The 12,895-nt window shown below is 45.2% G+C and carries 12 protein-coding genes and 1 pseudogene; 10 read left to right on the top strand and 3 right to left on the bottom strand.

Features of this window, described 5'->3' with window-relative positions; translation table 11 throughout:
- Positions 1-103: 103 nt before the first annotated feature.
- Complete coding sequence (locus tag QUA03_RS20595; RefSeq protein ID WP_333141548.1) at positions 104-547, top strand: hypothetical protein; 444 nt, start codon at positions 104-106, stop codon at positions 545-547.
- Positions 540-1,061: a hypothetical protein gene (locus tag QUA03_RS20590; RefSeq protein ID WP_333214484.1), complete on the top strand. Its 522-nt coding sequence runs from the start codon at positions 540-542 to the stop codon at positions 1,059-1,061. The genes QUA03_RS20595 and QUA03_RS20590 overlap by 8 nt, the downstream gene beginning before the upstream one ends.
- A 753-nt stretch (positions 1,062-1,814) precedes the next feature.
- Here QUA03_RS20590 and QUA03_RS20585 read toward each other — a convergent pair.
- Positions 1,815-1,964: a hypothetical protein gene (locus QUA03_RS20585; RefSeq protein WP_333214482.1), complete on the bottom strand. Its 150-nt coding sequence runs from the start codon at positions 1,962-1,964 to the stop codon at positions 1,815-1,817.
- Between QUA03_RS20585 and QUA03_RS20580 the strand changes: the two genes are divergently transcribed.
- Positions 1,963-2,643 (top strand): DUF433 domain-containing protein, encoded by a 681-nt coding sequence (locus QUA03_RS20580; RefSeq protein ID WP_333214480.1) that lies wholly within the window; start codon positions 1,963-1,965, stop codon positions 2,641-2,643. The genes QUA03_RS20585 and QUA03_RS20580 overlap by 2 nt on opposite strands.
- The gene (locus QUA03_RS20575; protein ID WP_333214479.1) at positions 2,627-3,004 is read left to right on the top strand and encodes a type II toxin-antitoxin system PemK/MazF family toxin; all 378 of its coding nucleotides are present in this window, start codon (positions 2,627-2,629) and stop codon (positions 3,002-3,004) included. The genes QUA03_RS20580 and QUA03_RS20575 overlap by 17 nt, the downstream gene beginning before the upstream one ends.
- A gap of 72 nt (positions 3,005-3,076) precedes the next feature.
- On the opposite strand, the gene uvrB is transcribed toward QUA03_RS20575, so the two are convergent.
- A complete protein-coding gene (uvrB, locus tag QUA03_RS20570) occupies positions 3,077-5,089 on the bottom strand; it encodes an excinuclease ABC subunit UvrB (RefSeq protein WP_333214477.1) in 2,013 nt (670 codons plus the stop codon).
- A gap of 184 nt (positions 5,090-5,273) precedes the next feature.
- Here uvrB and QUA03_RS20565 point away from each other — a divergent pair, with 184 nt between their 5' ends.
- A complete protein-coding gene (locus QUA03_RS20565; RefSeq protein WP_333214475.1) occupies positions 5,274-5,756 on the top strand; it encodes a hypothetical protein in 483 nt (160 codons plus the stop codon).
- A 225-nt stretch (positions 5,757-5,981) separates the two neighbouring features.
- On the opposite strand, the gene urtA is transcribed toward QUA03_RS20565, so the two are convergent.
- Positions 5,982-8,906 (bottom strand): urea ABC transporter substrate-binding protein, encoded by a 2,925-nt coding sequence (gene urtA / locus QUA03_RS20560; protein WP_333214473.1) that lies wholly within the window; start codon positions 8,904-8,906, stop codon positions 5,982-5,984.
- Positions 8,907-9,456: 550 nt separating this feature from the next.
- On the opposite strand from urtA, the gene QUA03_RS20555 reads away from it, so the two are divergent.
- The 5 genes and pseudogenes from QUA03_RS20555 to QUA03_RS20535 form a co-directional block, all read left to right on the top strand.
- The gene (locus QUA03_RS20555; RefSeq protein WP_333214471.1) at positions 9,457-9,663 is read left to right on the top strand and encodes a hypothetical protein; all 207 of its coding nucleotides are present in this window, start codon (positions 9,457-9,459) and stop codon (positions 9,661-9,663) included.
- Positions 9,664-10,035: 372 nt separating this feature from the next.
- On the top strand, positions 10,036-10,218 hold the full coding sequence (locus QUA03_RS20550; protein ID WP_333034601.1) for a CsbD family protein: 183 nt from the start codon (positions 10,036-10,038) through the stop codon (positions 10,216-10,218).
- Positions 10,219-10,300: 82 nt separating this feature from the next.
- Positions 10,301-10,744, top strand: a complete 444-nt coding sequence (locus tag QUA03_RS20545; RefSeq protein ID WP_333214469.1) for a hypothetical protein — start codon at positions 10,301-10,303, stop codon at positions 10,742-10,744.
- A 116-nt stretch (positions 10,745-10,860) separates the two neighbouring features.
- Positions 10,861-11,373, top strand: a complete 513-nt coding sequence (locus tag QUA03_RS20540) for a hypothetical protein (RefSeq protein WP_333214467.1) — start codon at positions 10,861-10,863, stop codon at positions 11,371-11,373.
- An 815-nt stretch (positions 11,374-12,188) separates the two neighbouring features.
- A pseudogene (locus QUA03_RS20535) lies at positions 12,189-12,818 on the top strand (ISKra4 family transposase); the annotation flags it as partial.
- Positions 12,819-12,895: the final 77 nt, after the last annotated feature.

Here is a 12,895-nt window from a genome sequence, read left to right as displayed (position 1 = left end):
TATTAGTAGGTTGGGTTGAGCTAACAAAACCCTACGTTTCACTTCGCCCAACTTACCTCTTTTCTAAGATCATGTATGTTGTCCAAATCAATAAAATAGAGAAGTGGCAGAAATTGTCGAACAGTTTATAATAGATTCAAGCAGAGAAGTTGGGAGCGGTTGTGAATGGACAGGTAGCGGAACCGAACCGCAGTGGAACAATTCTAAATCAATGAAAGCCTACGATCATATTGCTCGCCATCATGGGCCTAAACTGAAAGCCAACAGATTGATCGGAAGAGCAGCAAGCACTAACGATGACCAAGGACAATGGCTAAATGCGGAGGATTGGATCGTAGCCGAGCAATTAGTACCCAAATATCGAGGAGAATACATTATTGATTTTCATCGTCCTATAGGTAGAGTTTATCATCCCGATCTAAGGATAACTCAAAACGTCACTCGCGCTTTTATTCAAAGGGATTTTGATGGAACTCTCAATAGTGGTTATCCTATAGCTGAGGGTGTCAGTCTGCGGCAATTAAATAGGAGTAGCAGCCATGAATAGCAGTCATAAATTTAATTTTCAACTAGCAGAACGTTTCTTAGAAGACTGGGCAGATCCTCCAGAAGATCCATTAGGGGAGCTTTCTGATTTTGAAATGGGATGGCGATGTTTCTGCTTTGAACACAACCATAAAGTTTTTATAGAAATAGGTGACGCTCAAAAAGAGGTATTTTTAGATCCCGATATTTGTATGATGATTGAAAGTAACTTTCCCAAAGAAATTGCTAAGCTATCACAAGGTCAAAAAATAGTAATAACTTTTTCTGAGAGTTGGTTTATTATTACGTTGCTACCTACGGACGATCGCATTAGCTGTACTTTGAGAAAGTTTGGAACTTCTGGCTGGGAAAAGGTTTTTGAATGCGATCGCACTCACGTATTAGATGTGCTGAGAGGTTTTCTTCAGGAAGTGATGCAGCTAGCTGTAGATAAGAGTTACATCACGCTGGAAGAGAAGGAGGAATTTATTCGTCCGGCTTTTGCTAGCAGTACCGATGCTGTGGTATTGAGGTAGGGGGTTTGGGTGGTGTTAAGGGCGATCGGTCTTTTTGTTGTCAATGAATATTTTAACCTTGTTTAAAATCTAATCCCCGCGCTGGGAATAGGCGCACTTTTTGTTGTCAATGAATATTTTAACCGTACATGATTGGTGGTACGGGCGAGACGCCCGTACCACCAATCATGTACGGGCGAGACGCCCGTACCACAATGAAAGACGATGCTTTGGGCGATTGGTTCGGTTAAACTCACTGCATCGAATAACTGAAATTTGCTCATTGCTGTCTCCCAAATCGCTTGTTGACTTGGATAGTGTCGATCGGTAAGGGCGATCGTAAATAAAACTAACTTTTTTTAGTATTTAAAATATCAATAGACCTCTTGCAAAATAATTTTATGCTATGATCAAAATTTTTGCTTAATTAGAGCAGATTGCAGGTTATATCAGCACTTGAAAATTATGAGTTGGCTCTCAGGTCTAACACTCACAACCTTCAATTCTAACATAGATTTTTTTTGCAAGAGGTCTAATACTATTTTAGTATTTAAAATATTAATCCTATTAGTAAACAACTAGCACTGTTTTTTAGTAAACAACTAGCACTGTTTTTTAGCAAACAACTAGCACTGTTTTTTAGTAAACAACTATCAATGCCGCCGCGATAATACTCATTTTAAATCCGTGATTTTTCCTGAAAAAATATCCACAAAAAAGTTGACAAGGCGCCGAAAAAGGTTTACAAATGAATAAAGACGATCTCTCTGACTCTTAGCCTTCGGACAAAGAGTTATCCGATCGCGAATCAGCCCAAAGACTAGAAATCTGATAGAAAGTACGATCGCCCTTCCCATCCAAAAAATAGGAAAATGGTAAAAGGCGATCGGACTTCACCCTAAAATCTTTCTCAACTAAACCCATGAGTACAATTCGCTTAAGACTAGCCGAATACTTGAAATGTCGAGGTTTCACCCCCGAAAACTTAGTCGAAGCTGTGGGCGAAACACTCAATCCTGAAACCGTATACCAACTGATCGAAAAAGCCGAAAACCTAAGCCATCTAGACTTATCCGTCTTAGCCGCCATTATAGATGGCTTGAGCAAACTCAATGGTTTTCCCGTTGGCATCGCAGAAGTGCTAATATTTTTTCCTGACATTTCCGACGAAGCATTGGCAAAATCGCCTTGGCGTCAACTTTACCTCGTCGATAATGAAATTCCCCCCTATGATTGGGGAGATGTAGACCCCCTCGAAGGCACAAAGCCTGTGCGTTTTATTCCGGGAGTTGGAATAGTAATTCTGGACAATGAAAGTGCCACGAATAGTAAAGAAGATATCCAGCAATTTACTAGAATTACCTGCGATTCACAATTCATGGCGGGAAAACCTTGCATTCGCAACTTACCCATAACTGTTGAAACTATCATCTCAATGATGGCGTCTCACTATTCGACAGCAGAAATACGCCAAACCTATCCAGAACTTGAAGAAGCAGACTTTAAAGAAGTTATCGCCTATGCTAAATGGCGAATTCAAGAAACAAATCCGATCGACATTGGCAATAAAAAGGTAGAGAAAATTTGTGAGTCAGCTACCTAATTTTTTGCAGGTGAGGGCTGTAGTGCTAGTTAACTTCCCGGCTCAAATTCCGCCCGGCCGCGAACAGGAAAACACTCGACCTGCCGTAATTGTAGCTTTGCCAAATGTCACAGGGATAACGCGGTTTTCGTTGGTAATAGTCGTTCCCTTGACGACACAACAAGGAGATTGGGCGACACGAAACTCAACGCTATATCCGCAGCTTCAGGCTGGAATGGGAAACATACGCTATGACTCTACAGTGTTGCTGGATCAAATACGCGCTGTGGACATAAAGCGTGTTTTGGGCTACCGAGGAGACTTAACCGCAGAAGAGTATCAGCCGATCGCAAATGGACTAAAAGCCATGTTTGGCTTTTAAATTAGCCCTTCATCAGCGTTTATCTGCGTGCATCTGCGGTTAAAAATCCCCCTCAATTCCCTGACAACAAAGTTAATGTCCCAATAGCTTATCCCGCAAATGCTTAATCCGATCGCGCAATTTACCCGCCTCTTCAAACTCCAACTTCTTAGCCGCCGCCTTCATCTGCGCTTCCAACCGCCCGATTAACTGAGGAATCTCATCCAAAGATAACTCGTTTACCTGTTCGTAAACCTCCTCCAACTGCTGAGAATTCAGCTTGCGCGACACGTCCAAAAATGCCAAAATTGCATTACTCGATCGCTTTTTCGCGATCGGCTGCGGCGTAATCCCGTGCATCTTATTGTACGCTAGCTGAATCCCCCGGCGTCGATCCGTTTCGTCGATCGCCTTAACCATACTATCCGTCAAATTATCCGCGTACAAAATAGCCTGTCCCTGAACGTGCCGCGCCGCCCTTCCAATCGTTTGAATCAACGAACGTCCCGATCGCAAAAACCCCTCTTTATCCGCATCCAAAATTACCACCAGCGAAACTTCCGGCAAATCCAAACCTTCCCGCAGCAAGTTAACACCAATCAATACATCAAACTTACCATCCTGCAAATCTTGGATAATTTCGATGCGTTGAATTGACTGAATTTCCGAGTGCAAATACCGGACTTTAATCGCCCTCTCCTGCAAATATTCGGTTAAATCTTCCGCCATCCGCTTCGTTAAAGTCGTCACCAAAACTCGCTCGTCCCGAGTTACTCTCTCCTTGATTTCCCCCAACAAATCATCAATTTGCCCTTCCGTCGGGCGCACAAAAATTGTCGGATCTATGACTCCAGTAGGGCGAATTACCTGCTCTGCAACTCTGCCTTCAGATATCTCCATTTCCCAATCCCCAGGCGTAGCAGAAACAAAGATGCACTGATTCTCTTTTGCCCAGAATTCTTCTGCTTTTAAAGGGCGGTTATCGGCCGCGCTGGGCAAGCGGAAACCGTGTTCTATCAATACTTTTTTCCGAGCTTGGTCGCCGTTGTACATCCCCCGAATTTGCGGCACTGTGACGTGAGATTCATCTATCACCAACATCCAATCTTTCGGGAAATAATCAATCAAACATTCTGGCGGTTCCCCCGCATTTCTCCCTGCTAAATGCCTCGAATAATTCTCGACTCCGTTGCAGTATCCTACCTCGCGCAGCATTTCCAAATCGTAGCGAGTGCGCTGTTCCAACCGCTGAGCTTCTAATAGTTTACCCTGTTTTTCAAATTCTGTCAGCCGGTCTTCTAATTCGAGTTCTATTCCTTGGCAAGCTGCCTCTAATTTATCTTCCGCCGTGACAAAGTGACGCGCTGGATAAATATTTAAAGCGGTTGTACTTTGGATAATTTTACCAGTTACGGGGTCAACGTAGCGAATGGCATCAATTTCGTCGCCGAAGAATTCAACGCGAATAATTCTATCTTCGTAAGCCGGGCCAATTTCCAAAACATCGCCTTTGACGCGAAATTTGCCTCTGCCTAAATCTATGTCGTTGCGGCTGTATTGGACGTTAACTAAATCGCGCAAAACTTGCCGCTGGTTGACTTCCATTCCTACTTGCAAAGGAATAGCCGCTTTCAGGTATTCTGCAGGCATTCCCAAACCGTAGATGCAGCTAATTGAAGCAACTACAATCACGTCGCGGCGTTCAAAGAGCGATCGCGTGGCGGAGTGCCGCAACATATCGATCTCGTCGTTAATTGCTGCCGTTTTCTCAATGAAAGTATCGGTGACGGCGATGTATGCTTCAGGTTGGTAGTAGTCGTAATAACTGACAAAGTATTCGACTGCATTGTTCGGGAAAAAATTTCGCAGTTCGTTGCACAGTTGAGCTGCCAGGGTTTTGTTGTGTGCTAGAACTAAGGTGGGTCTGCCGACTTTTTCAATCACCGAGGCAATGGAGAAGGTTTTGCCCGTACCTGTGGCACCGAGTAAGGTTTGAAATCGATCGCCAGCTTCGATGCCTTTGACGAGTTGGGCGATCGCTAGCGGTTGGTCGCCTGTGGGCTGGAAGGGCGCTTGCAATTGAAAAGATGCTGCCGCAGTTACCATAGGAAAATGTAGCTATTACCCATAAATCTTAACAAAAATGCAGAGATTCTGCAATTTCGTTAAAAAAATAGTTAGACTTTGTAATATTATTTTAATCATCGGCCGAAATAGCAAGCAGAAAGCCAAGAAAAGCAGTTGTCCGCACCCAGCAATCAACGTCCAAAAATAAGCGAGGAAAAGAATTATGGATACGAGCAGTACAGGTACAAGCAAAAGCAAAGCGATCGCCCGTCGCGGTAAAGGCAGTTCCAAAAGCCAACCGACACCACCCACGGATGCCAAAGCAACAGGAATCCAACTTTATCGGCCGCAACTCATGCATGACAACCGCCCTGTCGGCCCAGACGATTTTACCATCAGCGAGACCGTCTCGATGTCGGGGAACCGCCCGATCGGCATTAGCACCCTGCACCTCAGCGAAACCTACGGCATTGTAGGCAATCGCCCGGTAGAATCCAGCGACTTTGAAGTGGTTGCTACAATCGGCAATCGCCCGATCGGCTCCAGCGCCATGCAAGTCAGTGAAATGTTCAGTATGTCCGGTGCTCGCCCTATTGCAATCAGCACTCTTCACATTGATGAAGTTTACTCCACAATGGGAGGAAACCGCCCCATTGCCTCCAACGAAATTGACGATAGCTCGACCTTAATGGGATTTTTAGATTAATTAGTCAGTTGTTAGTTGTTAAGCTGTTGCGGCATTTAAATTGTTTGTCAAAAAACAATCAAACAATGAGTGGGGTGTCCCGCCCGCACCGAATATACAATTTAAATGCGCGACAGCTTAGTTGTTAGTTGTTGGTTGTTAGTTGTTATCTGCTATCAATAACTAATAACTAATAACCACAGCCAACAGTCAACAGTCAACAGTCAACAGTCAACAGCCCACAAACTACTTCTCGATACCCTGATATTTACTCAATAAAGCAGCAAAGCGCTTGTAATCCACAGGCTTCCTCACATACTCCGCGGCTCCCAATTCCAACCCCTGATTTTGGTCGTCCAAAAAAGTTATCATAATCACTGGAATATCAACCAAATCTTGATCTGCTTTCAACGCCGACAGCACCGCCCAGCCGTCCATACTCGGCATCATCACGTCCAGAATAATCGCGTCGGGCAGCAACTCCTTAGCCAACAGAAGCCCCCCTTCACCGCTAGCCGACGATCGCACCCGAAATCCCTGTTTCGATAAGCAGCGGGTCATCAAATCTCGCGCGTCTGGATCGTCGTCAATCACCAGCACAGTAGCAGCATCGGGCAGATCCAGCGGTTGCGATCGCAGTTCTTTTTGCTTCGCTTCAGTCGCCGCTGCACTCGTGTCTAACTCCTGGGAAGACTCAGCCTGAATTTCTGGGATTTCTCGATCTTCCCGCGCTTCTTTCGGGTTTTTAACCGCAATCGGCAACCGGATCGTAAAACTAGAACCGCAGCCAAACTCGCTCTCAACGGTAATATCTCCGCCCATCATCTGGCAAAATCTCCGGCTAATTGTCAGCCCCAAACCGGTGCCGCCGTATTTGCGCGTAGTAGAATCGTCCGCTTGAGCGAAAGCTCCGAATAGCCTCGACACCTGATCCTCAGTCATGCCGATGCCGGTATCGGTTACTTGAAACACGATCAAAGGCTGTTGACAACGAGAAGGATCTGCCCAGAGTTCTGCGGAATTGTCGATCGGCAAAACCTCCCCTTCTTCTTTCCAAACATTAATCGTAATTTTGCCTTGATCTGTAAACTTAGCAGCATTGCTCGCCAAATTTAACAGCGCTTGTCCCAGCTTCCCCGAATCAGCGTATATCGTGCCAATATTGCGATCGCAATTGACGATCAAAGTATTGCCATTTTTCCCTAGCGTCGGTTGAACAGTAGTGACAACCTGCTCGATCAAATCCAACACCTCAAAAGTCTCCAAGAAAAGAGTCATCTTTCCTGCTTCAATTTTAGAAATATCCAGGATGTCACTAATAATGTTGAGCAACTGCTTGCCTGCCATATTAATGCTTGCCAAATCCATGACAAACTCTTCTTCGCCGAGTTCCAGAGCCTCTTCTTGCAGCAGCTCGCTGTAGCCGATAATCGCATTCAAAGGCGTCCGCAACTCGTGAGTCATATTTGCCAAAAAAGTGCTTTTCGCCCGGTTGGCAGCTTCCGCAGCATTCTTAGCGACTTCCAATTCCTCCGATCGTTCCTCTAGCTGCCGCTGCCGCACTTCCAAACCGTTGAGCAAACTGCTAATTTGCTGAGCCATTGTATTGAGAGTAGAAGATAGCACCCCGATCGCGTCATTAGAAACCACAGGCGATCGAGCCGTAAAATCACCGCTGGCCATCAGTTCCGCAGTTTCCCGCAGCAAGCCGAGATTCCGAATAATTGCCGACACCGAGACAAAAGCCACTATCCCCGCGATCAAACTCAAAACTGAAGCCCCCAGCAGCCAGTGCTGAGTGCGGCTCGCCACTGCCAGAGTTTGCTGCACCAGCACCGCCATTGCTGCCTCAGAAACCCCCGCCGGAGTTGAGGCAGCTTTTATTGTCAGCAAATAGTTCTTCATCTCCACAGAACCCATCCACCCGACTCCCACCGCCATCCAAGTTATCAGTACCAAGATGACAAACAGCCCGCTCAAAGACGCCCGAGTTCCCAGAGAAATCGGCCTCGGAGCAAGTGCCGCCGCCCAAGGATAGGTTTTGAGAAAAGGATCTGGCGGAACCGGTGCGCCCGAATTCCAAATCTCCTCAATTTGACCGTCCGACCGCACCTTACCAATCCGCACTGTTTTCCAGATATGCTGCGTTTGGGCATCTATTTTTACCTTCCCCGATGGCGCTGCAAACTCAATATTTTTAGCAGCAGCCCTGACTTTAACCACATCTGTCGAACCAGCTTTTTCTACTGCTTGCTTCCACAGGTAAACGCCCAAATAAGCTGCTGCGATCGGGTCATCCGTGACTCGATTTTCCCCGTATCGGGCTTTATAAGCCTTGACAAATTTCCGATTTTCCGGTGTGTCCACCGTTTGAAAATAGTTCCAAACCACCCAATGTCCAGCAATATTGGACGGCCCGATTGCCCGCACTTCCTCTTCTGCTACGCTAACCGACATCACCGGCAAATCATCGGGGTTCACGCCAGCTTCCCGCAACTTTTGGAAAAAAGCCACATTGCTATCGCCGTTGAGAGTGTTGAGAATAGCATCTGGTTTCACTGCTAAGATATGTGCGATCGCCTCGCCCACTTCCCTCGATCCCAGCGGCAGATACACTTCCCCCGCCAACTCTCCCCCCAGTGCCGCCAGTTGAGCTTTCACAATCCGATTTGCTGTGCGGGGAAAGAGATAGTCCGAACCCAACAGGAAAATTTTCCGCTTTCCCTGTCTCAGCAAGTAATTCACCCCAGGCACAATCTGTTGGTTCGGGGCAGCACCAGTGTAGAAAATATTCGGACACTGTTCTAGCCCTTCATACTGCACCGGATAGAACAGCAACCCGTTGCCGTGCTCGAAAGCAGGCAGTACAGCTTTGCGGCACGCCGAAGTCCAACAGCCAAATACCACCGCCACCTGCGCTTCTAAGAGCAATTGCTTAGCTTTTTGAGCAAAAGTCTGCAAATCGCTGGCTCCATCTTCTATAACCGCTTCCAAGGGGCGTCCGAGCACCCCTCCGGCCGCATTAATTTCCTCAACCGCCAACAGCGTCGCATCTTTAACAGAAATTTCGCTGATGGACATCGTGCCCGTCAGCGAATGCAACACACCTATTTTGATCGGCTCACGAGTCGGGCCGGCTGCTTCGAGGGGGTTACTGCTCCTTGCTCCCATAGGGTTTTAGATAATTTTTACTAATAACAGAAATTTTAGTTCGATCCTGCTGGAAGTTAGCCTTGACGCTAACTCTTGTTTAGCAGACTATTTAACCCGATCGCCACCAAACTTGGGAATTGCTGCACCCTACAGATTTTAACTTTCCAACTCTCAGCATAGACTTAAGTCTGCACTAAACTGCCTCTCATTTCTCTCTTCATCTTTTACCGATGTCCAAAGAGCCTCATAGCACAACATTCCACACTTAATGCCATCGCTCGCGCCGCAGAAAAATTCTCCCCCCTCCTCCCCTTTTCCCAACTCATTCACTGCCCGCGCCTTGCGACCCACCAAGCAATCTCACGCACTATTCCCCTTCCCCTATCTCCTTTGGGGCTAATGGAAGTTTCCGTAATTTATCTTAACTATAGAACTCAAAATTATTCACCAGCCCCTATCTCCCTTGAGGTAGATGGAAGTCTTCGTGATTTCCGTTATCTTAAGTATAAGGTTAACTTCTAAGTACCCTTGTTAAAAATAAATTTTGCAAACAATAGGGGAAAAACTAATGAATAGTCAAGAAAACGCCACCCACACGGCCAGCGAAAATCAAGTCACGGTACCAAAATCTAGGGAAATATTGCTCGGCGAGGAAACAGAAAAAGCCCTCGGTCAGCAAAAAAAAGAAGATGCTCAAACTATGCGCGCTGTGGAACAGTTGAAAGAAGAACTTCAGCACAAAATAGATGAAGAATGTCATCAAAAGGTAGATTAAAACTAATACGGATTTTTTTCGGTGTGGGTAAGATGCAATCTTGCCCACACTCGCTTTGGGAAGGCAGAATTAAATAAAAATTGATACTTTTAAATTATTTGGGGTATGAAAAAAAACTCCGGGAAGCGGGGTTGACCATCCACTCGCTTTTTTACACAAATACTTCGTTGCAGCCACCATAAACGGTGAAAAAAAACCTATAAGTATGAAAGTGGCAGGCTGTCCAAGACATAAAAATAACTTTTCCATCTTCCATCTTCATTTTTTATTCATTCTTTCTTCCTAGAGGTAGATTGCAACGCAGCTCCTAGTTACCTATGATGAGTTTATTAAGTAGAAAATGTCTGATTAAATACAGATAGGGAGAAAACCATGAGCACTGAAGATAGAGCAAAGGCAACTGGCAACAACATCGCAGGCAAAGCTCAAGAAGCCCTAGGCAATGTTACTGGCGACCCGAAAGATAAAGCAGAAGGCAAAGCCAAGCAGGCCAAAGCTGAAGCTGGTCACGCGATCGAAGATGTAAAAGATGAGCTCAAAAAGAAACTAGACTAAGCCTAATAATATAGGCATTGAGAGGGTCGAGCAACCTGACCCTTTCAACTATTCCAAATGTTTTAGGAACGGAGGAAAAAAGGTGAGTTTATTGCAGCAGAGTCGCAAAATAATTGCAGGCGTACTTTTGGTATTAATGCTGGCAGTTACTACTGCCTGCGCGCCCAGCGTTTCCGCCCAAAAACCGACTGATATACCCGTAGCAATTGGTGGCAGTCAGGGTTATTACGCGCAGCTAGAACGTGGCAATACCGCCGCAGGTCAAGATTTCGGTCAATGGGTAACAAAGACGGCTAAGGGCTTGGTTCAGGATGCTTATGTGCGCGACAATAACAAATTGGGAGTTGTAATTACCCCGCAAGTCCGCCCGACTGAAGTGAAAGATTTGGCGAAATCTTTAGCACAAGGTTTTCACCGCAATTTCCCAAATCAGGATGTAAGTGTTTTGGTTTACGCTCCTGACAAAAAGTTAATTTTGACTGCTAAGTACGATCAGCAATCAAATCAGATTGAATACAAGTCTTGACCGAGTTAGCAAGCTTAAATGATAGTCGCGTGGCGGTTTAATATTCCGCAGTTTTTTGAAGGCTAAACCATCTCAATTTAAGACTGAAATGTTGTGTAGATTGGAAGAGAGTTACCATGAGTAGCAGCGATAATTACAAGCGTCAAATCATGAACGATTTAGCCCAGGGCGATCGAGAAATTATGCCGGAGACAACGGGTGAAGATTACGAAAACTTTGACGATTTTGCTCAGAGAACTTCCCCTGCTCAGCGCAAACAATTATTCGGGCGTTCCCTGAATCACGACTCCCTCCCGCCGGCTCAGTTGGAACCGGAATTGCAAAAGGCGATCGCCCAAATTAAGCCAAATGAACGCGACGATGTAGCACGGGAATTCTTCAAGCATTTGGGCAAGAGAGGATTGAACGATCGCCAATTGGAAAAGCAGCTAGGACTTTCTACCCACCACGCCAGCCGCATGAATGCTGACGATGTTACCAAGCTGGCCTCGTTCACCTATCACAATCACCCGGATATTTTCCAAGAAGTGCTAGCCGAACAGCCGAGTTTGATGAAGTTTTTAGGCAATCCAGTTGTTGCTGGTATTTTGGGAATAGTTGCGGCTAAATGGCTCAACAACCGTAAATAATCTTGGATTCAGACAAGCTGCAAAGCTGATAGTACGTGAAGCAAATAAAAGGACGATCGCGCTGGCGATCGTCCTTTTATATTTTATATCTAGTCCTGTAGTAAAATAGTAATTGCTCAACCCCCTTGACAAGAAGACAAGATAGACATTAGATCAAGGGATGGAAAAACTCCCCGACTTAAAGCAACTATCGAACGAGGCAAAAGAAGCCTTGATAGTAGAGCTATGGCCAGAAATCCAAAAACTTAGCGCAGCATTAGCCACATACGAACCAAAACCAGGCTCATCTCCCAAAAAACCTAGCCAAAATTCCAGCACTCCACCATCCTCATGATTCAAGCCAAACATTAAGCCATAGAAAATTGAGGGGATAAAAAGACAAAGAAGCCTAGGAAGAGCAGGAGGGGGAAGACAGCTACATCCTGAACCCGACCAAACAATCATCGCCCAACTCAAAAATTGTCCCCAGTGTGGAGAGAAACTCACCGCCGCCGCACAAAAATTGCAATCCCTCTACGAAAAAACCGAACTACCCCCAATTCGCCCCATAGTCACCCGAATCGAACGTTATGATGGTCAGTGTGCCTGCTGTCAGACCGAATATGTTGCACCTGTACCATTGGGAATGGAACCAGGTTCACCGTTTGGCCGTTCAATTCAAAGCTCGCGTCACATATCTTCGTTACACTCATGCCATCAGCTACGAACCGCTGTCGTCGATATTTGGCGGGTGCATCTCACTTTGCCAAATGTGTCAAAAAAGAGAGAAAATGAAAAAGCTAGTAAAATCGTTAAATAAAGATGAGACAAATAAAATGACACCATCAGACCAACAACAGCTAAAAGTCCACTTAAAAGCGGTAGCAGAAATTTTTTACAGAAATACAGATCCAACCGAGTTAAAAAGTTTTAAAAGTATAGAAAAAACCCTGCGAAGCGAAAATGTTAGAAGAAGTCGGCCCAGAACTAGGTAGCTTTTTTTTCATCAGTATCAGGAATTAAAACAGGAAAGCCCCGAAAAATAAATAAAATCAATAATCGGCTCGCTCGACATTACAGATAATCAGGCAAAATATTTTGGCTTAAAAGCTTACAGTCAATTTAGTCCACTCATGGAAACTTGCTGTCTTTTAATCGGTGCCAATGAATCTTATCAAATGGCAGAAAAAGATTTGGAAAAATTTACGGGAATCAAAATTTCTCACAGTACATTACAAAGATTAGTCAATCGACAAGAATTTGAATTACCTATATCTCAACAAGGAGTCAAGAAAATTACATTAGATGGCGGTAAAGTTAGACTACGCAACGAAACCAAGGGCGAGAGCTGTTACTGGAAAGACTATAAAGCCCTGTGTTTAGATAATGTTTATTCGGCAGCCTTTTTTCAAAATAATCAAGATTTAATTGATGGGACTAATAGCCAAAAATTACTACACCCTATGTAGGGTTTGCTGAATAATCGCTCGCATATTGCGTGGTCTGGGTTTTCGATCGCGCGCTCGAGAAAAAAGTGCAAGAT

The organism is Microcoleus sp. S36b_A4, from assembly GCF_036700645.1.
Lineage (GTDB): Bacteria > Cyanobacteriota > Cyanobacteriia > Cyanobacteriales > Microcoleaceae > Microcoleus.
This window is presented reverse-complemented; position numbering and strand designations above follow the sequence as displayed.

Bases quoted from the DNA above. Each gene is read 5' to 3' on its own strand.
- QUA03_RS20565 (WP_333214475.1), top strand. From the start codon at position 5,274: ATGGATACGAGCAGTACAGGTACAAGCAAAAGCAAAGCGATCGCCCGT.
- QUA03_RS20555 (WP_333214471.1), top strand. From the start codon at position 9,457: ATGAATAGTCAAGAAAACGCCACCCACACGGCCAGCGAAAATCAAGTC.
- urtA (WP_333214473.1), bottom strand. From the start codon at position 8,906: ATGGGAGCAAGGAGCAGTAACCCCCTCGAAGCAGCCGGCCCGACTCGT.
- QUA03_RS20585 (WP_333214482.1), bottom strand. From the start codon at position 1,964: ATGGGTTTAGTTGAGAAAGATTTTAGGGTGAAGTCCGATCGCCTTTTA.
- QUA03_RS20540 (WP_333214467.1), top strand. From the start codon at position 10,861: ATGAGTAGCAGCGATAATTACAAGCGTCAAATCATGAACGATTTAGCC.
- QUA03_RS20590 (WP_333214484.1), top strand. From the start codon at position 540: ATGAATAGCAGTCATAAATTTAATTTTCAACTAGCAGAACGTTTCTTA.
- QUA03_RS20580 (WP_333214480.1), top strand. From the start codon at position 1,963: ATGAGTACAATTCGCTTAAGACTAGCCGAATACTTGAAATGTCGAGGT.
- uvrB (WP_333214477.1), bottom strand. From the start codon at position 5,089: ATGGTAACTGCGGCAGCATCTTTTCAATTGCAAGCGCCCTTCCAGCCC.
- QUA03_RS20550 (WP_333034601.1), top strand. From the start codon at position 10,036: ATGAGCACTGAAGATAGAGCAAAGGCAACTGGCAACAACATCGCAGGC.